Annotated in this window: 19 protein-coding genes and 3 pseudogenes; 5 read left to right on the plus strand and 17 right to left on the minus strand. The window is 59.3% G+C overall.

Annotation, left to right across the window (positions count from 1 at the left end; all coding sequences use genetic code 11):
- Positions 1-26 precede the first annotated feature (26 nt).
- Both R6X40_RS22895 and R6X40_RS22900 read left to right on the plus strand, forming a co-directional pair.
- Complete coding sequence (locus R6X40_RS22895) at positions 27-791, plus strand: ABC transporter permease (protein ID WP_318416344.1); 765 nt, start codon at positions 27-29, stop codon at positions 789-791.
- A gap of 23 nt (positions 792-814) precedes the next feature.
- Complete coding sequence (locus tag R6X40_RS22900) at positions 815-1,615, plus strand: ABC transporter ATP-binding protein (RefSeq protein ID WP_318416346.1); 801 nt, start codon at positions 815-817, stop codon at positions 1,613-1,615.
- A gap of 109 nt (positions 1,616-1,724) precedes the next feature.
- On the opposite strand, the pseudogene R6X40_RS22905 reads toward R6X40_RS22900, so the two are convergent.
- The 5 genes and pseudogenes from R6X40_RS22905 to R6X40_RS22925 form a co-directional block, all read right to left on the minus strand.
- A pseudogene (locus R6X40_RS22905) lies at positions 1,725-1,889 on the minus strand (IS6 family transposase); the annotation flags it as partial.
- 48 nt (positions 1,890-1,937) lie between these two features.
- Positions 1,938-2,203, minus strand: a pseudogene (locus R6X40_RS22910) (IS3 family transposase); the annotation flags it as partial.
- A 785-nt stretch (positions 2,204-2,988) separates the two neighbouring features.
- Entirely contained in the window at positions 2,989-4,533 is a 1,545-nt protein-coding gene (locus tag R6X40_RS22915; protein ID WP_318416347.1) for a DHA2 family efflux MFS transporter permease subunit, read from the minus strand.
- Positions 4,517-5,023, minus strand: coding sequence for an isoprenylcysteine carboxyl methyltransferase family protein (locus R6X40_RS22920; RefSeq protein ID WP_318416349.1), 507 nt, complete (start codon positions 5,021-5,023; stop codon positions 4,517-4,519). The genes R6X40_RS22915 and R6X40_RS22920 overlap by 17 nt, the downstream gene beginning before the upstream one ends.
- Positions 5,020-6,072: a type III polyketide synthase gene (locus tag R6X40_RS22925; protein WP_318416350.1), complete on the minus strand. Its 1,053-nt coding sequence runs from the start codon at positions 6,070-6,072 to the stop codon at positions 5,020-5,022. The genes R6X40_RS22920 and R6X40_RS22925 overlap by 4 nt, the downstream gene beginning before the upstream one ends.
- A 309-nt stretch (positions 6,073-6,381) precedes the next feature.
- On the opposite strand from R6X40_RS22925, the gene R6X40_RS22930 reads away from it, so the two are divergent.
- Complete coding sequence (locus R6X40_RS22930) at positions 6,382-6,867, plus strand: hypothetical protein (protein ID WP_318416352.1); 486 nt, start codon at positions 6,382-6,384, stop codon at positions 6,865-6,867.
- 67 nt (positions 6,868-6,934) lie between these two features.
- On the opposite strand, the pseudogene R6X40_RS22935 reads toward R6X40_RS22930, so the two are convergent.
- The 4 genes and pseudogenes from R6X40_RS22935 to R6X40_RS22950 all read right to left on the minus strand — a co-directional run bounded on the left by R6X40_RS22935 (position 6,935) and on the right by R6X40_RS22950 (position 9,566).
- A pseudogene (locus tag R6X40_RS22935) lies at positions 6,935-7,605 on the minus strand (phosphatase PAP2 family protein).
- A 480-nt stretch (positions 7,606-8,085) separates the two neighbouring features.
- Positions 8,086-8,877, minus strand: coding sequence for a hypothetical protein (locus R6X40_RS22940; RefSeq protein WP_318416354.1), 792 nt, complete (start codon positions 8,875-8,877; stop codon positions 8,086-8,088).
- A 21-nt stretch (positions 8,878-8,898) separates the two neighbouring features.
- Positions 8,899-9,150, minus strand: coding sequence for a hypothetical protein (locus tag R6X40_RS22945; RefSeq protein ID WP_318416356.1), 252 nt, complete (start codon positions 9,148-9,150; stop codon positions 8,899-8,901).
- A 38-nt stretch (positions 9,151-9,188) separates the two neighbouring features.
- The gene (locus R6X40_RS22950; protein WP_318416358.1) at positions 9,189-9,566 is read right to left on the minus strand and encodes a hypothetical protein; all 378 of its coding nucleotides are present in this window, start codon (positions 9,564-9,566) and stop codon (positions 9,189-9,191) included.
- Between the two features lie 214 nt (positions 9,567-9,780).
- On the opposite strand from R6X40_RS22950, the gene R6X40_RS22955 reads away from it, so the two are divergent.
- Together R6X40_RS22955 and R6X40_RS22960 are read left to right on the plus strand one after the other, a co-directional pair.
- Positions 9,781-10,458 carry a winged helix-turn-helix domain-containing protein gene (locus R6X40_RS22955; protein ID WP_318416360.1) on the plus strand — a complete coding sequence of 226 codons (678 nt, stop codon included), beginning with the start codon at positions 9,781-9,783 and terminating at the stop codon, positions 10,456-10,458.
- Positions 10,445-11,806: an ATP-binding protein gene (locus R6X40_RS22960; protein ID WP_318416362.1), complete on the plus strand. Its 1,362-nt coding sequence runs from the start codon at positions 10,445-10,447 to the stop codon at positions 11,804-11,806. The genes R6X40_RS22955 and R6X40_RS22960 overlap by 14 nt, the downstream gene beginning before the upstream one ends.
- A gap of 304 nt (positions 11,807-12,110) precedes the next feature.
- Here R6X40_RS22960 and kduD read toward each other — a convergent pair whose 3' ends face one another.
- The 8 genes from kduD to R6X40_RS23000 form a co-directional block, all read right to left on the minus strand.
- Entirely contained in the window at positions 12,111-12,869 is a 759-nt protein-coding gene (gene kduD / locus R6X40_RS22965; protein WP_318416364.1) for a 2-dehydro-3-deoxy-D-gluconate 5-dehydrogenase KduD, read from the minus strand.
- The gene (locus R6X40_RS22970; RefSeq protein WP_318416366.1) at positions 12,853-13,935 is read right to left on the minus strand and encodes a sn-glycerol-3-phosphate ABC transporter ATP-binding protein UgpC; all 1,083 of its coding nucleotides are present in this window, start codon (positions 13,933-13,935) and stop codon (positions 12,853-12,855) included. The genes kduD and R6X40_RS22970 overlap by 17 nt, the downstream gene beginning before the upstream one ends.
- Positions 13,936-13,945: 10 nt before the next feature.
- Positions 13,946-14,998, minus strand: a complete 1,053-nt coding sequence (locus R6X40_RS22975) for a carbohydrate ABC transporter permease (RefSeq protein ID WP_318416367.1) — start codon at positions 14,996-14,998, stop codon at positions 13,946-13,948.
- Positions 14,995-16,026 (minus strand): sugar ABC transporter permease, encoded by a 1,032-nt coding sequence (locus R6X40_RS22980; protein WP_318416369.1) that lies wholly within the window; start codon positions 16,024-16,026, stop codon positions 14,995-14,997. The genes R6X40_RS22975 and R6X40_RS22980 overlap by 4 nt, the downstream gene beginning before the upstream one ends.
- Before the next feature lie 191 nt (positions 16,027-16,217).
- On the minus strand, positions 16,218-17,486 hold the full coding sequence (locus R6X40_RS22985) for an ABC transporter substrate-binding protein (RefSeq protein ID WP_318416371.1): 1,269 nt from the start codon (positions 17,484-17,486) through the stop codon (positions 16,218-16,220).
- Between the two features lie 78 nt (positions 17,487-17,564).
- Complete coding sequence (locus tag R6X40_RS22990) at positions 17,565-20,051, minus strand: hypothetical protein (protein ID WP_318416373.1); 2,487 nt, start codon at positions 20,049-20,051, stop codon at positions 17,565-17,567.
- A complete protein-coding gene (gene kduI / locus R6X40_RS22995; protein WP_318416375.1) occupies positions 20,048-20,884 on the minus strand; it encodes a 5-dehydro-4-deoxy-D-glucuronate isomerase in 837 nt (278 codons plus the stop codon). Before kduI ends, R6X40_RS22990 begins: the two co-directional genes overlap by 4 nt.
- Positions 20,881-21,981 carry a glycoside hydrolase family 105 protein gene (locus tag R6X40_RS23000; RefSeq protein WP_318416377.1) on the minus strand — a complete coding sequence of 367 codons (1,101 nt, stop codon included), beginning with the start codon at positions 21,979-21,981 and terminating at the stop codon, positions 20,881-20,883. The genes kduI and R6X40_RS23000 overlap by 4 nt, the downstream gene beginning before the upstream one ends.
- Positions 21,982-22,059 lie beyond the last annotated feature (78 nt).

Genomic DNA, 22,059 nt, shown 5'->3' on the forward strand with positions numbered 1-22,059 from the left:
TGCCAACACGTTCTTTGGAGGCCTATATGCCAGGCGTTAGTTCGCGACTTGCCGCTTATTCGCAAGTCGTCTTGTTTTTCGGTGCTTTTCTACTTTTCTGGGAATACGGCGTCCGATATTTTGAAGTCAAAAGCTACATTCTGCCGCCGATCTCGTCGATCGCCTTCGCTGTCTGGGAATCCAGAAATGAGATCTTCGAGCACTCAATGTACACCTTGGCCGAAGTGCTGATCGGCTTTATCGCAGCCGTTGTTGTCGGCGTCATGCTGGGTATGGTCGTCTACATCTCACCGTTTGCCCAGCGCACCATCTATCCGCTGGTTACCGCCCTCCAGACGACGCCAAAAAGCGCACTTGCCCCATTGATGATCGTCTGGTTCGGCTACGGCTTCATCTCCAAGGTGGCGATGGCATTCCTCTTTGCCTTCTTCCCGATCGTTGTTGCGACGCTCGGCGGCTTCGCCGGAACGGCAAAAAACCTCGAGGAGCATTTCCGCGCTCTCAATGCCGGTCCATGGCGAACCTTTACGACGCTTCGCCTGCCGAGTGCGCTTCCGAGCTTTATCGACGGCTGTCGCGTTGCCATGCCGCTTGCCATGATCGGCGCGATCATCGGTGAACTCGTCGGCTCCGACCGTGGCCTTGGAAACCTGATCATGCTCGGCACGGCCTCGACGCGCACTGACCTCGTGTTCGGCTGCATCATCGTCATCACGATGATTTCGCTGGCGCTCTACGCCCTGATCGAGTTTGCGGCAAAGTCCGTCTGGTGGCGGGGTATCCAGGTATGAATGTTACTATTCGGGAGGAAAAGATGGTCGCGACAGCTGCAACCGAAGTGCCGCGCGCAGCCGAAGAACAGGCCGCCAATCACATCGAAGCGATTGGGCTCAACAAAAACTTCGGTGCGTTCAAGGCTCTTGAAGACATCAACTTCACCATCAAGAACCAGGAATTCGTGTCGGTGCTTGGCCCCAGCGGCTGCGGCAAGAGCACGCTTCTGCGCATCATGGCGGGGTTGATCCCCTATGAGACCGGAATTGCCAAGATCAAGGGCGAAAAGGTGTTGGCGCCACGACCCGATATCGGCGTGGTCTTCCAGACCAACAACATGCTTCCCTGGTTGACGGTGCGCGGTAATGTCGAACTCGGCGCGCGCATCCGCAACATGCCGGCCGCCGAGCGTGATACCGCCGTCGACAAGATCCTTGAGGTCTTGTCGCTGACCAAGTTTGCCGACGCGCATCCGCATCAGCTATCCGGCGGCATGCGCCAGCGTGCGTCGATTGGCCAGGCACTGGTTCTCGACCCTCCGGTATTGTTGATGGATGAACCCTTCGGCGCGCTCGATGCATTGACCCGTGATAAATTGAACGTCGAACTGCTGCGTATCTGGCAGGAGCATCGCAAGACCGTGATGCTGATTACTCACAGTATCGCCGAAGCCGTCTTCCTGTCTGACCGTGTGCTCGTCATGACCGACCGCCCCGGCAAAATTGTCGATGAAGTCATCATCGACCTGCCGCGGCCGCGCAATGCCGCGACAACACGCGCCATGCCGAAATTCGGCGAATATGTCGCCTATCTCGGCAAGGTGATGGGCGTCGCAAGCTAACTTTGAGTTTTTTCAATAGGAAAGCTTAGCTAGAATGGGTTTTGATCACCCCTTGGCAAGAGTTCTTGCCAAGGGGTGCCTAGAAGAGATGATGGCCCTTGGTTGCGTCCCAGTGACGCACTATCTGGTGCGAGACGATGATGCCACGGGCCGCCAACAGATCTTCAACCATTCGAAGGCTGAGCGGAAACCGAAAGGACAGCCAGACGAAGTGGGCAATCACTTCGGCCGGAAACCGATGGCGGCGATAAAGCGGACCAGAGGCTTGTATCATGCCGCATGATCGCAGAGCTCCATCCCCGACCGATTAACATTACAATACCGGCGGTCTAGCTCCGCCATGGTGAAAAAGTCCGAGGCTTTGCGCAAAATCTCGTTGGCCTGACGAGGTTCGCGGTTCGCCCGCTCAAGCGCCTTCATCGTCTCGGCCAAATCGCTCGGCAGGCCTGCCCGTTGCCGCTGTCGACCTCGGTCTTCTTCACCCCATTCGTCGAGTGTGGCCGGCAAGCAGCCGGTCTTGGCCGCGATAGATGAAACGGCAGCTCAGTGCGACGGATGCTCTGCTTCGTGATCCAGAACCGTGCGGATCGCACACTCACGGACTTCAGGTGAAGACTTCTTGGTTGGTTTAGTCGCTCCACGTTCTCAGAAGTTGGGGCCTCCGGCAAACCCGGTGCGGTTCACATTGACCGTCACCAAGTAACACAATCCCGCTGTCGACAGTTGCATGCCCCTTGAGGATCACGTCGCAAATCCCCGAGGGTGCATCACATAAACAGGTCATGTTTCCATTGAGAACGCCAAACTCTTTCTCGCTGTCGCAGCGTATGGTTCACTGGCTGACGGCAGGACTCGTTTTCTTCAACCTTTTGCTTGCAAACGGCGTGAATGCTTGGAACCGTAGCATCAAAAAACCGGTGCGGCAGCCGCCGATCAGGTGGCGGGCACCAACATCCGCGCTTATGTGAAGATCGCCATTCTGGTTCTCGTCGGTCTCCGTCTCGTTTTTCGGTTTGCTCACAAAGTAGCGCCATCACCCTCTCAACAACCTGCGCTTTTCACTCGGGTATCCAAGATCGCCCACGGGCTTCTCTGTGTGCTTCTGCTTGCAATGCCATTGACCGGTATGACAACCTGATACCTGATACCTGATACCTGATACCTGATACCTGATACCTGATACCTGGTACCTGGTACCTGGTACCTGGTACCTGAGCTACGGCGGAGCAGGCGGCGTGCAGGCCGACATTTTCAAGGTCGCCCTCTGGCTGCTGATTGCTGGCCATGTTCTGGGCGTGCTGGTCCATCAATCGTACTGGAAAACAAACATTTTTCGCCGAATGATGGTAGAATAGTTCTTCAAGCCGCAGCGATCAGGCTGCCGGCGCTACGCGTCGTGCAAGCGGCAGGCATAGTATTGCGCAGGCCGTCAGAACCGCAATGACCATCCACGCCTCGTTGAGCGCCTGAACCGTTGCGGCTGTCTGCAGCAGAGGATCGAGCATTGCCATCGTCGCCTCGTCGAGGCCCCCCTTGTGTTGGGCCACGGCCTGCAACGGCACGCCGATGAACGCCGCCGCATCGGCATCTCCCACTTGCAGGCGTTCAAGAAGCGTGCGTCCAAGAGGTTCGGAGCGCGTATAGATGGTCGTGTCGATCAAGGCAATGCCGATCGCGCCTCCGAGATTGCGCATCAGATTGAACAGCCCGCTCGCGTCCGGAACCCTGTCGGGCGAGAGCGTTCCGAGCGCCAGTCGGGTCGGGGGCAGAAGGCAGAACATGATGGCGATGCCGCGTACGACCTGCGGCCAGAACATCGCATCGTAGTCTGAACGTGGGTCCTGAAAGGCGCTCATGGCAATGCCGATCGCAAAGAGCGTGAAGCCTGCTGCAGACAGAAGCCGAGCGTCAACGCGCTTCTCGAGGGCAACTGCAATTGGCGCGGTCACAAGCTGCGCAATCCCGGTCACGAGCATGGTCATGCCGATCTCAAGCGCGTTGTGCCCTCTGACGAATGCGAGGAAGACCGGCATGAGATAGACCGATCCGAACAGGCCCATACCCAGAACGAAACTGAGGATAGAGCCGACCAGAAAGTTTCGATCGCGAAAATTATTGAGGTCGACGAGTGGGCGTCTCCGGCCCAGAGAAAGCCAGACAAATCCACAACCGGTGACGATCGAAACGCCGAGCAAACCAGAGACGTAAAGCGAGGTCCAGCCGCTGGTCGGCGCCTCCTTGAGGGCGAGTTCCAATGATGCGAGGGTTCCAGCCATCATCACCAGAGAAACCCCATCCAGGTTTCGAAGCTCCGAAGTATCGACGGCTTCGCGCGGCAATGTGATCATGGCGACCAAAGCGGCAACAAAACCTGGGATGACATTGATGAGGAAAAGCCAATGCCAGGAATAGGTTTCCGTCAGCCAACCGCCGACGACAGGTCCGACGGTCGGTGCCAGCACAGCAAGGACCCCGGCGATCGTGGTGGCGATGGCCTGACGGTCTTTTGGGAAAAGGATGAAGACAGCTGAAAAGACAGACGGGATCAGTGTTCCTCCGGAAAACCCCTGAAGAACGCGCCAGGCGACGAGCCCGCCGAAGCTGCCGCTCACGGCACATCCGGCCGACGCAATGACGAACACTGTCAGCGACGTGACGAACAGCCAGCGCATCGTGAGGAGCCGGGTGAGAAACCCGGTCAACGGTATCGCGACCACCTCGGCGATGAGGTAGGCAGTCTGAATCCAGCTCATCTGGTCCGGATTGATATCAAGGGCGGATTGGATGGTCGGAAGCGAGGTCGCCACCACCTGGACGTCGAGAATTGCCATGAACATGCCTGCGCACATCGCCACAAAACCCGTCCATACCAAGACGGGTCGCGTTGCCAAATGCGGGAGATCAGGCCTGTCTGCCATGGGACGCCCCTGAAAGAGCCGCATTCTCGGACCTGATGCGAATTGTTAGGATCAGCGCATTGGCGATCGAGAACATTACCGCGTAGATCGGCATGCCAAAGCACAAAGGGAGAGCCGCGATCTCTCCCATCACCACGACATAGTTCGGATGGCGCAGCAAACGATAAGGTCCGGCAGCCACCAGCGTCTCACCCGGCACAATGATGATCCGTGTCGTCCAGCGCCGGCCCAGTGTCGATAAAGTCCAGACCCGTAAAACCTGAAGGCCCGCGAAAACCGCGACCCAACCCAGGTGCAGCGGGGCCTTCCAGGCAAAAAGCCACAGACCGCCAAGCCAGACGGCATGCAATCCCACGATGAGAGGATAATGGGACGCGGCGACTTCGAAGGCTCCCCTGGCAGTCAGTGTACGCGTATTGCGTCTGGCCAGCCAGAGTTCCCCTAGCCGTTCAAGTGTCACCGCTATCAAAAGCAGGATTGACCAGATCATGCCGCAGCCTTCAGCGACACACAGCTCAGCGTAAACCCCGGTCCCATGGCCGTGAGCAAGGTCCGGCGCGGTAATCCAGTGGAGATTAAGCGATCCAGCACGAATAGCGCCGTCGGGGAGGACATGTTCCCGTAGTCCGACAGCACGTCCCGTTCATGGTTGAGAGTGCCTTGACCGAGATCCAGTGCGGTTTCCAAGGCATCGATGACCTTTGCACCGCCGGGATGACAGGCGAACCGGTCGATGTCATCGGTCGTCAGACTGGACCGGGCCAGGATGGATGCGATCGCCGGCTGAATGTTTGTTTCGGCGAACGGTGGTATGGCACGATCGAAAATCACGCCAAGACCCTCCGGATCGACGCTCCATCCCATGATATCCAACGTGTCCGGCCAGGTATGCTGACCGCTCATCTCGACCTCGGCAAGGCCGTGATCCGTCACACGCAGGACACATGCTGCAGCACCGTCGCCAAACAGGGCGGTGGCGACGATGTTGGCTTTTGTCAGCTTGTCCATTCGAAACGCCAACGTGCAGGTTTCGACCGCGACGAGCAAGACGACTGTTCCAGGACGCGATGCCGCCAGTCGCGAGGCGATCGACACGCCAGAGACACCACCAGCGCAGCCCAAACCGAATACCGGTACCCGCTCGACATCGTCTCGAAACCCGAGTTGACGGCTCACGCGCGCTTCCAGGCTTGGCGTCGCAATGCCGGTCGATGAAACGGTGACGATTGTGTCGACATCCGCTGCGCAGATATGTGCGGCCTCGAGAGCCTTTGCGGCGGCCGAGGCAAACAAGGCGCTGGCACCCTCGATATAGGCGTTGTTCCGATCCGGCCAGCCCGACGTTTGCAAATACCAGTCGATTGGACGCACGCCATACCGTCGCCGGATGCCTGAACTTTCGAAGACTTTTGCCAGTCGCTCGAAGTCGGCAAAGCGAGATGAAAAAGCCTTGTGCGATGCGCGCGCGGCATCGCGTTGATCGATGATGTAGGGAGGCACAGCAGTACCGATTGAGACAAGCTTTACGGATTCCATCATGAGATGACCTGCAAAGGCGCGCTTCAGAGGTTTGGGGCCGGCTGCGCCGTGGCAGGTCCAGCATTTAAACGCAGCGACGGTTTCAAAGGTTGCACGACCGGCTGTTTAATTTAAAGTTTTTCTAAAATAGCGGCGAGTGATTTAGTTGCTGCCCATCAAGTGCTGGGATTTGAACTTAGCCAAGAGGGGGCTTCGCCGATCCCTCTTGGCCAGTGTTCAGGTCACACGGCGTCATCCGGAGTGCCGCGATTCCACCCTAATGGAGATTTACAACAGGTCACCGCGAGGCCAGTGCGCAAAGGACCGACAATGAGCACATCGCTTGGCAAGGGGTTAAGGGCACTGAGTATTCCGTTTGCCGTCGCGGTTTTGTTCGACGCGCCAGCGTTCGCAGAATGCCGATCACCACTCAATCACCCTGAGTGGCCGGCGATCGCCCGATCAATTGCCAGGCTCCCATTGTGCGAACAGATTCCAATTGGCCCAAATCAGACCGCCAGCTTCAAGCTCGCTTCGGTGGAGATCTGTTCTTTTCCGAGTGGTGTCAGTACGCTCTCAGCAAGGGCACTGTTGACATGTGTGTCCGATTCCGAAGACCTCATTCAGTTGCCACAGCTTGATAGTGAAGTTTTGGCCACCGTGTCCCTTGATACCGCTGCATGTCGGATTTTGGATTCCGATATCCAAATCAACGGAGAAATCGGTGCCCTTCTGTCCGGTCTCGAAAATACTCAACAAACCGCGCGAGACTGGGCGCAATCCCAATTATCGCGGCTGTGTGCTTTGCAGCGATGAGGCTAACCCTATCAAATGCCTGGTGAATACCGATAACGATAAACTATGTTAACCCATTCGGCCCGCTTCACCTGCTTTTATCCGCGCCGCCATTCGAGTAGCGCCGCCCGACTAACCAGCATACACTTGCCCATACGGCTCCGGCACACCATCCGGCGAGAACGTCGGTCGGATAATGGACGCCAAGAGAGATACGGCCAAGACCGATGGCGAGGGAAAGAAAGATGGCTAGCGACACGGTATAAATTCTGACGGCGCGCCGCTCTTGCGTTTGCGACGTAATCGCTGCGAGCGTCAATTAGGTGACCGCTGAAAGCATAGCGTGACCACTCGGCAAGCTGAAGTCGTTCACATCAGCGAGATGGGCGACAATGTCTGGACGGGGACGTGCCACACCCAACTTCAGCGCCTGACTGACCAGCCAACCGCCAACCACGGACAGAGGCAGGAAGATTGCCAAGCGGCGCCGTTGCGCTAAGACCAGGTATCCGACCGCTGCGAGGGTCACGAGCGTCAGTACGGTTGTTCCACCAAGGCTCGTGACATCGCCAACGGCACGGCCAACCCAGCTCGGACAATCGGAAGTGACGGGCCTCCCGATTGCCTCAGCGAGAGCAAGATGGCCTCGTCGATGCCCCGCGTCTCCCCTTCGAGAACCTCGCGCGCCAGTTTGAAAAGAAACAACGTACCGCCGGAAATAACGCTGAACAAAATTAAAACGATGAGTTCAAAGGCCATTATCCGCTCGATCAACAGGCGACTGGCACCGCGCAATCAATGCATGACGATCCCTTTTTTGACTGTGGTCACAGCATAGCTCCGATTGATTTAACGACTTTGCTCTGCAAATGACGCCTACCCGTGTGTTGGGAAGAGCAATGTGGCGACAAGACTGAGGAGGATGAGCGAAGAGATCGTTCCCAACCTGTTCTTTCAGGAGGCGGCGATCAGAAAATCACCTATGGTTGGTTTATATGGGCAGGCAAGGTAAGGACGACGACCGACTGGAACATAACCGTTTTCGGAACTGCTTTCCCGTTGTAAGCGACGCGGATGAGCATCAGACCTATCAAGAATTTTCAGATGGCGCCGTGCGCCGGACCAGGTTCCATCACCATTTGAGTGACGATCGTGGCAGTCCTGCCAAGGGGTGTCCGCGGGGTATTCCATATGCGCCGATCTTGAAGAGGCTCAGGCCTTCATGGCCGGAGCCTCCCGTCAGGACTTGAAGGTGTTCCCTTCAAGGGTTTTTTCCGGTTCATAGGATGCGGTCATGTAAATGACCGTCGCAATGATGATGCCGAGGAACATCGCACTGGTGACGATCGTGCCGCAGCCAAGCCCGCCATATTCCCTGGGCTGGGATAGGAGATCGCCGATCGACGCGCCCATCGGGCGGGTAAGGATATAGGCAAGCCAGAATGCCAGGATGCTGTTGAGTTTCAGGACATAATAGGCAGCGGTGATGGCTGCGATGATCACGGCAAAGATAATAGCGGTGACGAGATAGCCGAACTCGAACTTCTCGGCGACCAGATCGCCGGCGGACGTTCCCAGCGCGAAGGTGAGGAGAATGGCCAACCAGTAGAAGGCTTCACGCCGTGTCGTGTAGATAGAATGGATGGAGAGCGTCTTCTCCATCGCGTACCAGATGGCGAACGTGACGGCCAAAAGTAGGGCGAAGGCAATGGTGTTGGTTTCAAGCGGAACGCCGAGATTGTCGACGAGATTGTCGGTCACCAGCGTGCCGACGACGCTGATCAGCACCACGGCCAGCCAATATGCCCAGGGAATGTAACGTTTCTGGGCGAACTGCAAAACGAGTGCAACCACCAGCACCGCTGTCATGATCAGCGACGTCGCAGTCAGGCCCAGACCCATGTTGACGGCAAGATAGTCCGCCGCCGTCTCGCCCATCGTCACGGCCATCAGCTTGATCAGCCAGAAGTCGACGGTGACGCGGGGAACACGGTTGAGCAGACCTGGCGCGGGAAAGGATTGTTGCAACATTTCTTGGCTCCACCGGTTCGGTTATTTGCCCATCGCAGTCATGGCTTCCTTGAAGAAGTCATTGGCACGGTTGTCGTCGTCGGCGTTGCAGCGATCGATGCCCTTGGTGATCAGGTCATCGACCTTGGTGGTATCGGCATCGCTGAGCTTGGCCGCAGTCCGGGCGGCACGCACATCTTTCAGGGTTTCCTCGCATGGCACCTTGGCAAACACGGTGGCGGGAACGAGGATGGCGAGTGCACCGATGGCGACGGCAGTGATGAGGGATTTCATGGGTGGTTCCTTCAGGGGCATTTTGGAGGGCGCGGAGATTAGTCGGCAACGGGGTTTTTCAGGGTATCGATCAGCGCCGATACCGTCGCCGTCACATCAGTAGCTTTGGGCTTGCCGGTGCGAAGGGAGGTGATCGCGGCATCCGCAGCGTCGTCGATCACGCCCCATTCATCGATGTTTTTCGGGCGCATCGTCGGCTCGGCCTTGTCCCAGGCCGTTTCGAAATCGGTCATCCGTTTCCCGGCAGCCTTGAGGTCACCTTTGTCGACAAGCACGAGCGTGTCGCTGGCAATCGTCTCAAGCGATGTCAGGTCTCCGAGCGGCCCCATGGGCTGGCCCGCATAGGCAACGTCGAGTATGGGAGAGAGGAAAACTGGGGTGGCAAGCAGAGCCACCAGCAAAGACCATTTCTTCATTCGGGACATCTCCGGTGTTCGTCGATTGACGCTTCTTCGGAGAAGACTTTTGGGGGTCTCAGTTTACGCGCACTTTGCTGGAACTATACCAATCCGTAAGGTGACAAAAAATCAACACAGTACAAAGTCGGCGGAGCCCGCTAAGGTTGAGACACATGAGCTGGAGCCAATCGCGGTGACACAACGGCGAGGCCGAACCGTGCGAGGACAACAGATGCGCATTCTGCTGATTGAGGACGACGGTAAAACGGCCGAATACGTGTCCCGGGGGCTCGCGGAAGCAGGCCACACGTGCGATGTCGTCAACGATGGCCGCGATGGTCTCTATCAGGCAACGCGTGAACCGTATGATGTTCTTGTCGTCGATCGCATGCTTCCCGGTCTGGACGGCCTGTCCGTCATCAAGGCGGTTAGAGCCGCGCAGGTCAAAGTGCCGGCGATCTTCCTGACCGCCATCGGTGGCGTGGACGACAGGGTCGAAGGGTTGGAGGCAGGCGGTGACGACTACCTGGTCAAGCCATTTGCGTTTTCCGAGCTGTTGGCAAGATTGAACGCACTTGCCCGCCGCCCACGCGCCACGGAGGAAAAGACAGTTTTGCGCATTGCCGATCTTGAGCTTGACCTCATCAAGCGGCATGCCAGCCGGGCGGGGCAGGTGATCGATCTGCAGCCAAGAGAGTTCACGCTTCTTGAAGTACTGATGCGCGGCGACGGGCGGGTGCTGACCCGCACCATGCTGTTGGAACTGGTCTGGGACTTTCATTTCGATCCAAAGACCAGCGTCGTCGAAACCCACATCAGCCGCTTGCGCTCAAAGATCGACAAACCTTTCGAGGTGCAGTTGCTGCACACGGTGCGCAACACGGGATACAGCATCCATGCGCCGCGCTAGGCTTTGGCGCTCAACGCCTTTTCGCTTAGCGATGACCTTCGCGATGGTGTTCGTCGTCGCCTTCGTCATCACGGGATTTGTCACCTATCGGTTTTTAAAACAGGAACTGCTTCGGGAGCTCGATTCGTCCATCCTGGAAATCCATGCCTTGGTGTCCTCGACGTATGCCGCAGACGATCTTGAAGACCTGATTTCGACAGTTAACACCTATGCCCAGCTGAATGAGGCCGACCAGCGCATATTCTCTGTCATTGATGCCGATGGCAAAGAAATAGCAGGCAACTTCTCTGGGAAGAGCTTGCCCGACGGCATTTCCAGCACGTCCTCCAAGGACATTGGTATCAAGGGGGACGTCGATTATCGCGTGATATCAGCATTGATCGGCGACAAACGGCTTATCGTCGGCCAGAGTTTCAACCAGACTGACCGGTTGGAAAACATCACCTTCATCAGCTTCATCTGGGCAACGGTGCTTGTGATCGGGCTTGCCGTCATCGGTGGTGTGGTGCTGGCGGCCAGAGTGCAAAGACGGCTCGACGGCATCGCCAACGCCATGGCGGCCGTATCGCATGGCCAGCTTGACGCCCGGGTGCCGTTGCATGGCAATGGCGACGATATCGACACGGTGTCAAGCCAGATCAATCAGGCGCTCGACCGGCTTTCAATCCTGATGGAGACGATGCGGCAGGTTAGTTCCGACATTGCCCACGAACTCAAGACTCCATTGAACCGCTTGAAGATGCAAGCCGAAAACGCGGTCAGTAGTGAAGAACGGGGAGAGCCGGTGACATCAGCGCTGATCGGGGTTCTGGATGAGGCTAATCAGATCAATGCGACCTTCGAGGCCTTGCTGAGGATTTCGCAGATCGAGGCAGGCGCGCGGAAAACCCGGTTCCGGCAAACTGACCTGACCACGCTGTTGACGTCGGTTGTGGAAATATATGCCGATGTCGCCGAGGATAGTTTTATGACCCTGACGACATCGATCGATCGATCCACAGAGTGCCTGGTTCTCGGCGACCAGGAGCTGCTGACCCAGATGTTCGTCAATCTGATCGAGAATGCCATCCGGCATTGCCCTAAAGGGACACGTATCGAGGTCTCCCTGGAACGAACCAGCGAGCACGCCGTGGCCACGATCGGCGACAATGGTACCGGCATTCCTGCCAATGAACGCGACATGGTGTTCCGGAGGCTCTATCGGTTGGACAAGAGCCGGATGACGTCGGGTAGTGGCCTCGGTCTCAGCCTGGTCAGCGCCATTGCCGACCTGCACGGCGGGCGGGTTATGCTGGTGGACAACAATCCAGGTGTTAGGGCGGAAACTGTCCTGCCACTCTTGCCATAAGGATCTCGGTAATAGGTTTGGATACCCGGGCCGACGGGAGGCGCCGTTGAGACCATGGACGCGTTCGGGCGGTTACAAAACACCTTCGCCTCGCCTATGCGGAAGATCCCGGCCCGGCTGAAGAGCCAATTATGGATGCCGGTTGATTTGAAACCACTCCGATTGACGAGGATAGGTGAGAGCCATGTCGCATCTATGCTGCGATCGGCCTGCGCTTCACCGGCGTCGCGTTTTCATGCCTCACATCTGCCTCTCGATTCGGCAAAGCTGTTCAAAGATTCGCACAACAAGGCCGCAGGTCCTGTTACCGGACCAGCCAGCCGCCATCGACCGGCACGGTGATGCCGGTGACGTAGCCTGAGGCGGGCGACGCGAGAAACAGGACGGATGTGGCCAGATCATCCGGCGCGCCCCAACGGCCCATCGGGATGCGGGCGGAAATCTGGGCATTGCGGTTGGGGTCGTTGCGCAGCGCCTCTGTATTGTCGGTTGCCATATAGCCGGGGGCGATAGCGTTGACTGTGATGCCGTGCGGTGCAAGTTCGTTGGCCATCGCCTTCGTCAGCCCGGCAATGCCATGTTTGGAGGCGGTATAGGCGGGAACGCGAATGCCGCCCTGGTAGGATAGCATCGAAGCGACATTGATGATCCGTCCAAACTTTTTTGTCTCGACCATGTGTCGGGCAGCGGTCTGCGACAGCAGAAAGGCCGATTTCAGGTTGACATCGATAACATCGTCCCAATCCTGTTCGGAATGATCGAGCAGATCGGCACGACGGATGATGCCGGCATTGTTGACGAGGATATCAACGCCGCCCAGTTCGGAAACGGCCGCGCTGATCACGCCCCTGGCATCGAATTTCTGTGAGAGATCGACTTCAAGCGCATGAAAGCGGCGACCGGTCTGGCGGATGGCTTCGGCTGTCTCCGGCATCGCGCTGGAGCCGAGAGCGGCGATATCGGCGCCGGCACGAGCGAGCGCCAGGGCCATGCCCTGGCCGAGGCCCGTTCGAGCGCCGGTGACCAGCGCCACCTTGCCAGAAAGGTCAAATAGCGTGTTCAAGGCGCAGGCCCTCCTCGTTGAACAGGTGCAGCGGAGCCGAGGACAGCGAAAGGCGGATATCCGAGCCCGGTGTCAGGTTATGCTGCCCCTGCGCAACCACCAGGATTTTCTGACCGGCGACATCGGTGTGAACGATGGTTTCGGAGCCAAGCGCTTCGACCAGCCTGATCTTGGCTAGAATTCCGTCATCGCCGGTACCGATCGAAACATGCTGCGGGCGAACGCCCAGCGTAATGCGGGAGCCGCCGGCAAGGCCGTTGCCGCTCAAAGGCAGTTCCAGCCGGTTGCCACCGGCGAAAGTTGCAATGGCCATGCCGGAGGACGGTTCCACCGAGCCTTCGAGGAAATTCATGTGCGGCGAACCGATGAAACCGGCGACGAAACGGTTGGCCGGTGTGTTGTAGAGTTCCATCGGCGTGCCGATCTGTTCGATGCGGCCGGCGCGTAGCACGACGATCCGGTCGGCAAGCGTCATTGCCTCCACCTGATCGTGGGTGACGTAGATCATCGTTGCCGACAGCCGGGCATGCAGGGCTGCCAGTTCGGCGCGGGTCGAGCCGCGCAGTTCAGCGTCGAGGTTGGAGAGCGGTTCGTCGAGCAGGAACGCAACCGGGCGGCGCACGATCGCGCGGCCGATGGCGACGCGTTGGCGCTGACCGCCGGAGAGTTGGCCGGGGCGGCGGTCGAGGTACTGTTCGATCTCCAGCATACGGGCGGCCTCGCCAATGCGCGTTGCGATCTCGGCCTTCGGCATCTTGGTGTTCTCCAGCCCAAAGGCGAGGTTTTGGCGCACGCTCATATGCGGATAAAGCGCATAGGACTGAAACACCATGGCAAGGCCGCGATCGGCGGCGGGGGTGCCGTTGACCACCTTGCCATCGATGGCGAGCTCGCCGCCGGTCGGTTTTTCAAGCCCGGCAATCATGCGCAGAAGCGTTGACTTGCCGCAGCCGGACGGGCCGACGAAGACGACGAGTTCGCCATCGGCGATCTCCAGGTTGATGCCATGGAGCACGTCGATCGAGCCGAACGACTTTGTGACATTGGTAAGTTTAATGTGACCCATGATGCACCCTTTATTTCAGGCCGGTTCCGGCGATGCCGGTGGTGATGAAACGCTGCAGGAAAAGAAAGACCAGAACCACGGGGATCATGGTCACGACGGTCATCGCGAGGATGAAGTGCCATTGCACGTTGAGTTCGCCGGAATAGATGCTCAAGCCCACCTGCAGGGTATAGAGCTCCTTGCGAGACAGAACGATCAGCGGCCAGAGGAAGTCGTTCCAGCGCCAGACGACGGAGAAGATGGCAAGCACGGCAAGCGCCGGTGCCGTCAAGGGCAGGATGATACGCCAATAGATCTGCCATTCCGATGCCTTGTCCATGCGGGCGGCGTCGAGCAGTTCGTCGGGGATCGTCAGCATGTACTGACGCAGAATGAAGACGCCGGTCGGCGTCGCTACCGTCGGCAGGATCACGCCCCAGAGATTGTTGAACAGGCCAAGCGCTGAAACGATGGAATAGAGTGGCACCATGATCACCGACAGCGGCACCATCAGCGTCGCAAGGATCAACAACATCGCGAAGGTGCGGCCGCGAAACTCATATTTGCTCAGCGCAAACGCGGCCATGGAATTGACCACCAGCGTGATCAGTGTTGCCATCACTGTCACGAAGACCGAGTTCCAGAGATAGCGGACGAAATCGAAGTGGGTGAACGGCTCGGTATAGTTTTCGGTCGCAAAAGAAATCTTTCGGACCGGCGTGCGCTTGGCGATGTTGACCTTGACGATGTTGGCCGGTTTGGTGGGATCGACCATCTGGCTGACGGTGCCGATGCGCCGGACTTCCGCCAACGTCGCCGTGCTGCCGTCCTCGAGCGCTACCGTGTAGAGATCGAGCGGTTTGTCGTAACCTTCGACCGCCACCTTCTGTGTCACATAGGGCAGGATCGTTGGCGGAAATTCGGCGAGGGCTGCTGGCGATTTGAAGGACGATGCGGTCAGCCAGACGGCCGGACCGAACATCACGAACAGGCCTGCGACCAGCCAGATCCAGGTGACAATGTCCGTCCAGTGCCAGCCTTTGCCGCCCTTGCGGCGAAACAGGAATTCGGTGACCCGGCTCATTTCTGGGCTCCCTTCTTGTCGCGGGAACGGCTAAGGCCGAGCTGCACGAGGGTGAGAATAACCAGCACCAGGCCCATCAGGATCGAGGCGGCGGCGGCAAGGCCGGGATTGCGCAGTTGCGCTGCAAAGCCGGTCTCGTAGATATATTGCGTGACGAAGAGGGTGCTGGTGCCCGGGCCGCCGCCCGTCAGCACGTAGACTTCATCGAAGATCTGCACGGCGCGGATCAGCACCAGAACAATGACGACGAGCAGGTTGGGCATCAGCAGCGGCAGGGTAATGCGGATAAAGACGCGCATGGCCGGCGTGCCGTCCATTTCGGCGGCCTCATAGAGATCCTTCGGAATGGCCTGTAGGCCAGCCAGGATGATCAACGTGTAGAAGCCCATATGCGCCCAGATCGATACGCCAACGGCGGCGGCAAAGGCCCAGTTGCGGTCGTTCAGCCAAACATGTGGCTCGAAACCGACGCCGAAAAGACCGAAATTGAGCAGGCCTTGGCGTTGCAGGATCCATTTCCAGATCAGGCCGACGACGACGGGCGACAACAGCACCGGGAAGAAGAACACCGCTCGCCAAAAGCTGCGGGCCATCAGGTCGCGGTTGAGGATCAGCGCGGTGATCAGCGACACCGCGATCATCAGCGTGACCTGCAGAACGACGAACCAGCCGGTATTGCCCACAGCCGTCCAGAAGGTGTCTTCGGCGCAGGTGTTGGGGTTGAGATAGTTCGAGCAGTCGAACAGCCGGGCGTACTGATCTGCACCAACGAAGGTGCGGTCCGAAAGAAACAGCGCCGTGCCACCGGTCATGGAATAGGCGAAATTGATGAAAAACGGCAAAAGCACGAAAATGCCGAAGATCAGCATGTTCGGCATGAGGAAGAACACCGCCATGCCGCCGAGGCCGAAGGTTTTCTGGACCCAGCGCAGAGGAACATCTATCACGCCCATCGCAAGGCGGATCGGCATCAAAGCTGTCTTCCCCAAGCTCTGGCTCTGGCCCGTCCGGATGGGTACGTCTGCCATCGTTAATCACTTCCCTTCTCGCCGCCAACCTCGTGTGAGGTCCTGCAGCTCAGCCAGCGGATGCGCTGCTCAAACCCTGATTCATCGTCTCGAAACTGTTGCGGCCCGGCTCGCTCTCGAACGCTCTTGTACCGAACAGTCTGCGGGCGGCAGGACGGAATATCCTGTGCTGCCGCCCGCGTATCGGTGTTTTAGAGTGCCGAGTCCTTGACCTTGGCGGCGATATCCGCGTCGATGCGGGTGTAGGCCTCATCAAGCGTCATTTCGCCGGCGGCGGCCTGGCTCACACGGGTGACCAGTGCGCCGTAGATCGTGTCAGACCAAGCCCAGCCGGGCAGTTTGCGGGCGAGCTCAGACAGGACGGTGGACGCCGTCACGAAGATGCCAAGGGCTGCCTTCGCCTGCGCATCATCCGTCTTGAAGTCCAGGCCCTTTTCGATCACGCCCTTGTGGGCAGGGAGGAACAAGGTGCGCTCGGAGAATTCCTTCACGACCGGTTCGCTTGCCAGGTAATCCATGACCTTGGCGACGTCTTCCGGGTTCTTGGTGTATTTGATCGCCACCAGACCGGCACCACCGGGCATGCCGGTGCAATTTGCCGGGCCGCAGGGGCTGCCGGTTGCCACCCAATCGAAATTTGTGCCGATCTTGGACGAGAAGTTCGGCACCTGCCAGGAGCCGGAATAGTAGAAGGCGACCTGGCCGTTGATAAAGTCGTCGGCGCCTGCGCGGTAGGTCGACCCGGCTGCCGATACCCAGACGTCCTTGCTCATCGTTCCATCTTCGATCCAGCCGATGAACTTGGAAATGAACGCCTTGGAGCCCGCATCGATCGGTGCCGGCTTGCCGTCCGCGCCGATATAGTTGGCACCAAAGGCGACGCCAGGCGCTGTCAGCCGGTGACCGGACCGGTCGAGCGCCATCGGGAACGGCAGCTGCTGGCTCTCGGCCACCTGCTTTGCAGCCTTTGCCCAATCATCCCAAGTCGCATCCTTGCCGGGCATGGCCACACCCGCCTGCTCGAACAGGGTCTTATTGGCGAAGCCGCCGGTCAGCGTGATCTGCGTCATGAAGCCGGAAATCTGGTCGCTGCCATCAGGGCGCATCCAGTCAGCCTGATCGCCAAAATTCCTGTCCCAATAGGCGGCATCGGCAACCAGCGGCCGCAGGTCGAGCCAATGCTTGCTCAGTGCCTTCAGATTGGTGACGCGGGCGATATCCGGGCCGTCGCCGGCTTCGAGCTGCACCGGCAACTGTTCGCGCACGACGCTGTAGGACACGTTGTCGATGACGACCTTGATGTCGGGATTGTCCTTCATGAAGCGATCGATGAGATCCTTCAGGACCTCGCCTTCGATGCCATCGGAATACCACATGATACGTACGTCCCCAGCAAGCGCTGCCGTGGAGGTCAAAAGCCCGACGGCGAATGCCGCGAGCATGGTGTTTGTCCTGGTCATTGTCTTCCTCCTCCTATGTGCGAGCCTTCTCCTTGCCCGCATTTGAATGGACGCCGGCTTCTCCCTGCCGGCGCTGCGTCATCCGTGTGCGGCCAGCATGGCGATCTCGCCTGCGACCGTGAAATCCCTTGGCACGATCGTCCGGCCTTCGGCCTCGACTGAGCCATCCTTGCGGAAGGTGACCGTTCCGTAGTCGGGATCTTTGACCACCAGTGAACCATCCGCCGTCTCCGCAACGGCGAGCGCCGCGAACTTGGTTTCCACCGCTCCAAGGTCCGATGCTTCGCAGACACGGACAATCCAGCGGGTCGTCTGGCCGTATTGGCGCAGTTCCGCGTTGGCTGACGGACCTGTGGTCACCGGTTGCAGGGCAGTGCTGCCAAGCAGGATCACCCCGCCGCCACCGCTACGGGCCATGGCAAGCCTTCCGCGCACGCTGCTCTCGTCGAATTCGGCGACCGGGAACCAGGCGTGGCTGAAATCCGGCTGCTCCTCGAAGGTCGAAAAGTCGAGTACGGCCAGCCCCCGGTATTGGTGGGCGCGAGGGAGGGTGCCGCAACCACCCCAGAAGGACGGCCGGCCGTACCCGAACTGAATGGTTTCGCCGGGGTGGTTGATCCAGACCGCGGCTTCGGGCTTTTTGCCGAGGCGAAGATGCAGGATGGTCTCCTGATAACCCCACTCGTTCCAGCGATAATGGGCAGCCGAGCCCATGGCAAATTCCCGACCCTTGTAGTGATAGAGGGCGGCGAAACGGTCTTGCCCTTGCGCAAACCGCCACTCCTGATGCTCGTCCGCCTGGTGGCTGGCAACGGCAGAGAGGCTTTCCGGCAAGATCAATCCGTGATCGCGCAGACAGACGGCCAGTTGCGGCAAGGCGTGAACGCGGCGGCCATACCATCCGGCGCCCCAGAGCAGGCGGGAAACGCCGGACAGTTCCAGCGAGCGGCCGGCGCAGAGCGTGTGTTCGTAGGAGCGGCCTTGCGCTGCGGTGACCATGCCGTGGTGCGCCGACCGGGCGATGACTTCGCAGAGACGCACGATGCCTTTTTTAGCGCGCTCGGCGATATCGGCGTCGGGCGACAAGGCGGCAAGCGCCGTCAGGCCCTTGAGGTCGATGGGAAAGTAAGGCGCTGAGTTGAACTCTGCCATTTCCCAGGCCTCGAAATGATCGAGCCAGGCGCGAACGCGGGCAGCACCGACAGCGCTTTGCTCGGCGCCTGAGCGGCCGGAGCGGGCGAAGGTGTCGCCAGCCAAGAGATGTCCGGCGAGGTACGCGGAGGTGTGGAACAACAAGGCGTGGTTTTCGGAGAAGTACCACTGTACGTCATTGCCGGGCTCGTCCATCCAGTAGCGGAAATCCAGGATGGCGCGATCGATGCGGTCGCGGGTTGCCGCGCCGATGTCGTTACCCCACACCGTACGGGACCAGATTAATGGAACGAGGGAGAAGTCGGCGCAATCGTGGCAATCCTCGATCGATGGCAGGATTTCCTCGATCATCGCGTCGGTGTCGGCGCCGCCTCGGCCGCTTGCCAGCCGCGCGAAGGCCCGAACCGTATCGCGTTCGGAGAACTCCGAGACTTCGTCAAGCGCCTCGGTGATGCGCGCAGCGAGGGGTGCCAGTGCCGCGCCCTGACGCGCCGTGTGGCAGATTTCGATCCCGAGCGAACGCGATGCGACGAAGCCGCCGGCCTTGAGCGTGATGCGGAAATGGCGGAAATCGGCGGGGGCCTTTTCCGAAGGGCCTATCACCAAACGCGCTTCGCCCGCCTTGAGTGCGAAGTCGTAATCGACATGTTCGGTTGACATGAAGTCGCCCTCGATCGTGACGTTGACCGCGACGTCGACCGGCAAGGGCTCGGCGAGTAGCAGCGTGATATCGCCGTCGAAATAGGCCGTGCGGTCGAAGTGCATGTTGTCGAGAGCAGCCTCGATGGTCTCTGCCACCTTGCCATCGATCGGCACGGGAACGGCGACGCTTGCGGCTGGCCCGTCAAGGTAATCCAACTGGAAGAAGTAGCGAGCATCGCGTTCGGCGAGATCGTCGAAAAAGATGGCGACTTCATTCAGCCCTTCCACGAGTGGCAACTCGAACTCGGCTTTTGCCTCGAGATTTCGGCTATAGGGCGCCATCCAGCCGGCTTCGGTGCCGTTCACCCAGAGAACTGCGCCACCGCAGGTGCCGAGGCAAACCTTGGCGGTTCCGGCCTTTTCGACGGCGATGAATGTGCGGGCGAACGTGGCAAGCCGGGTCGGGCGGAACCAGAAGCCGGAGAGATCAAGGCGCGGCGAACCGAACGGCAGCCACCAGCGGGCAGCATTGAATGCGCCACGCACGTCCGGCCGTTTGCCGCGGTAGGTCTCGGCAAAGATCGTGCGGCAGGGATATTCGTGCGGGATGAAGTTCTTGAGCTTCGTGATGAAGAAGAAGGGGTCCATCTCGCCCTTCATCGCGGCGTCGGGCACGTCAAAACGCTCTTCGGCAATCGTTCCGAGTTGCCAGTAGCGGATGGGGTCGCCGGGGGTCAATGCGCGGTTCATCGAGGATTTCATCGGGGTCATTTCAACTCTGCCAGGGCCACGGGAGCGACGTCGTTATATTCCTGGTTTTCTCCGGTCATGCCCCAGACGAAGGCATAGGGACCGGTGCCGGCGCCCATGTGGATAGACCAGGCGGGCGACAAGACGGCGTCGCCATTGGCGACGATCAGATGGCGCGTCTCTTCGGGACGCCCCATCAGGTGAATGATCCGGTCCTCCGCCGCCATATCGAAATAGCAATAGGCTTCCATACGGCGCTCATGCAGGTGCGGTGGCATGGTGTTCCAGACGCTGCCTTCCGCAAGATCGGTAATGCCCATCAACAGCAAGCAGGAGGGGGTCACTTCCGGATGGATATACATGGCGAGGCGGCGCTTGTTGGAGCGGCGGCCGTCGCCGAGATCGACGGCCTTCGATTCCGCCCTCTTGATCAGCTTGTGCGGAATGTCGGCACCCGCCGGAACCGAATTCATGTAGAAGCGGGCCGGGGTCTTTCCCGACAGGCTTTCCATCGCAATCTCGCACGCACCGCGGCCGAGATAAAGCACGTCGCGGTTTTCCAGCGTGAAGGATCGACCATCGACGGTGACGGTGCCCGTGCCGCCCAGATTGGCGATACCCATTTCGCGCGCCGACAAAAGATAGGGCGTGCCGATCTCGGAGCCAGAGCCGAACGTCACACTTTTGGACACCGGCATGGCGCCACCCAGAAGCAGCCGATCGACATGGGTATAGGTGAAGTTGGCGGCGTCCGGCACGAACAGGTCCGTCATCAGGAAGGCGCTGCGGAGTTTTTCCGTATCGTAACCTTTGACGTCTTCCGGGGCTGCGCCGTACAAAATCGTCATGCTCATGCTGCTTGTCCTTCCTGTCCGACATGCTGCAGGCCTTCGGAAAGGCACAGGATTGCCAGCGCCTGGCCATAGCCGGTCGGTTGAATGGGGATATCCCTGTAGAACTGGAGATCTTTGCCCATGCGGGTGCCGTAGGAGACATTCAGCACGGTGCCGGTTTCGTCGATATTGTCCATCACGACCTGCATGGCCTTTAGGCCAGCTGTGCGCCACTCGAGGGTCCCGAGACCAAGGCGATAGCCCTTGAGCAGGCCATAGCCGATACCGGCGGTGGCGGAAATTTCCTCGTAGGACGTGGCATCGTCGAGCAGTGTACGCCACGCGCCGGAAGGCGCCTGCAACGACAAGAGCGCATCGACCTGGGCGACCAGTACGCCCTGAAGGAAGTGCTTCACGGGCTTGGCAAGGTCGGCGAGATCGAACAGATCGAGCAGGCCCGCTGTGATCCATGCATTGCCGCGCGCCCAGCGCGCCCGGGCGAAATTGTGCCGTCCGTCAAACGTCCAGCCGTGGAACCAGAGGCCGGTATGGGTATCGGCAAGATAGCGGGTGTGAACGAGGAACTGGCGCGAGGCTTCGTCGACGAGTTCGCGTCGGCCGCTCGCTTCACCATAGGATGCCAGAAACAGGGCGACCATATAGAGCGTGTCGTCCCAGAGTTCGTCATGGTTGACCTTGTCGGAGACATGGTGTTCGAAGCCACCTTCTGGGGTGCGGCCAAGCTCGGCCATCACGCGGCTTGCCCATTCGTCCAGCACCGGCTGCCAGCGTGGGTCGCGGGTCTTTGCCCAGAGTACCGACAGGCCGAGCATCGGCGCCGTCGTGTTGACGTTGAGCTGCGGCAAACCCGCCTCAATGCGCTGCAAATACCATCGTTCGACAAGCTGGCGCAGATCGTCGCGGCCGGTAAACTGCCAGAGCTTGATCAGGGCATAGAGGCCAACGCCCTGTGGCCATTCCCAGCTGTCGAAGCTGATGTAATCGCCGGCAGTGCCGTCGAGATTGGGCTCGTGGAAACGGCCGTCGTGCTTGAGGCCGGTCGTTCCGGCGACAAGGCGATCGAGACCATTGCGAATATCGCGGCCATCTGGACCCATGAATGCTCCTCCACTGCGCCGCTCTTCTGGCGGCTCGTTGAGGAAATAAATGCACGCAGAATTATCTTGCGCAATCTG

Source organism: Rhizobium sp. PL01 (assembly GCF_033447125.1).
Lineage (GTDB): Bacteria > Pseudomonadota > Alphaproteobacteria > Rhizobiales > Rhizobiaceae > Pararhizobium.

Excerpts from the sequence above, each read along its gene's own strand:
- R6X40_RS22895 (WP_318416344.1), top strand. The coding sequence starts at position 27 with ATGCCAGGCGTTAGTTCGCGACTTGCCGCTTATTCGCAAGTCGTCTTG.
- R6X40_RS22900 (WP_318416346.1), top strand. The coding sequence starts at position 815 with ATGGTCGCGACAGCTGCAACCGAAGTGCCGCGCGCAGCCGAAGAACAG.
- R6X40_RS22915 (WP_318416347.1), bottom strand. The coding sequence starts at position 4,533 with ATGGCAGACAGGCCTGATCTCCCGCATTTGGCAACGCGACCCGTCTTG.
- R6X40_RS22920 (WP_318416349.1), bottom strand. The coding sequence starts at position 5,023 with ATGATCTGGTCAATCCTGCTTTTGATAGCGGTGACACTTGAACGGCTA.
- R6X40_RS22925 (WP_318416350.1), bottom strand. The coding sequence starts at position 6,072 with ATGATGGAATCCGTAAAGCTTGTCTCAATCGGTACTGCTGTGCCTCCC.
- R6X40_RS22930 (WP_318416352.1), top strand. The coding sequence starts at position 6,382 with ATGAGCACATCGCTTGGCAAGGGGTTAAGGGCACTGAGTATTCCGTTT.
- R6X40_RS22940 (WP_318416354.1), bottom strand. The coding sequence starts at position 8,877 with ATGTTGCAACAATCCTTTCCCGCGCCAGGTCTGCTCAACCGTGTTCCC.
- R6X40_RS22945 (WP_318416356.1), bottom strand. The coding sequence starts at position 9,150 with ATGAAATCCCTCATCACTGCCGTCGCCATCGGTGCACTCGCCATCCTC.
- R6X40_RS22950 (WP_318416358.1), bottom strand. The coding sequence starts at position 9,566 with ATGAAGAAATGGTCTTTGCTGGTGGCTCTGCTTGCCACCCCAGTTTTC.
- R6X40_RS22955 (WP_318416360.1), top strand. The coding sequence starts at position 9,781 with ATGCGCATTCTGCTGATTGAGGACGACGGTAAAACGGCCGAATACGTG.
- R6X40_RS22960 (WP_318416362.1), top strand. The coding sequence starts at position 10,445 with ATGCGCCGCGCTAGGCTTTGGCGCTCAACGCCTTTTCGCTTAGCGATG.
- R6X40_RS22970 (WP_318416366.1), bottom strand. The coding sequence starts at position 13,935 with ATGGGTCACATTAAACTTACCAATGTCACAAAGTCGTTCGGCTCGATC.
- R6X40_RS22975 (WP_318416367.1), bottom strand. The coding sequence starts at position 14,998 with ATGAGCCGGGTCACCGAATTCCTGTTTCGCCGCAAGGGCGGCAAAGGC.
- R6X40_RS22980 (WP_318416369.1), bottom strand. The coding sequence starts at position 16,026 with ATGGCAGACGTACCCATCCGGACGGGCCAGAGCCAGAGCTTGGGGAAG.
- R6X40_RS22985 (WP_318416371.1), bottom strand. The coding sequence starts at position 17,486 with ATGACCAGGACAAACACCATGCTCGCGGCATTCGCCGTCGGGCTTTTG.
- R6X40_RS22990 (WP_318416373.1), bottom strand. The coding sequence starts at position 20,051 with ATGACCCCGATGAAATCCTCGATGAACCGCGCATTGACCCCCGGCGAC.
- kduI (WP_318416375.1), bottom strand. The coding sequence starts at position 20,884 with ATGAGCATGACGATTTTGTACGGCGCAGCCCCGGAAGACGTCAAAGGT.
- R6X40_RS23000 (WP_318416377.1), bottom strand. The coding sequence starts at position 21,981 with ATGGGTCCAGATGGCCGCGATATTCGCAATGGTCTCGATCGCCTTGTC.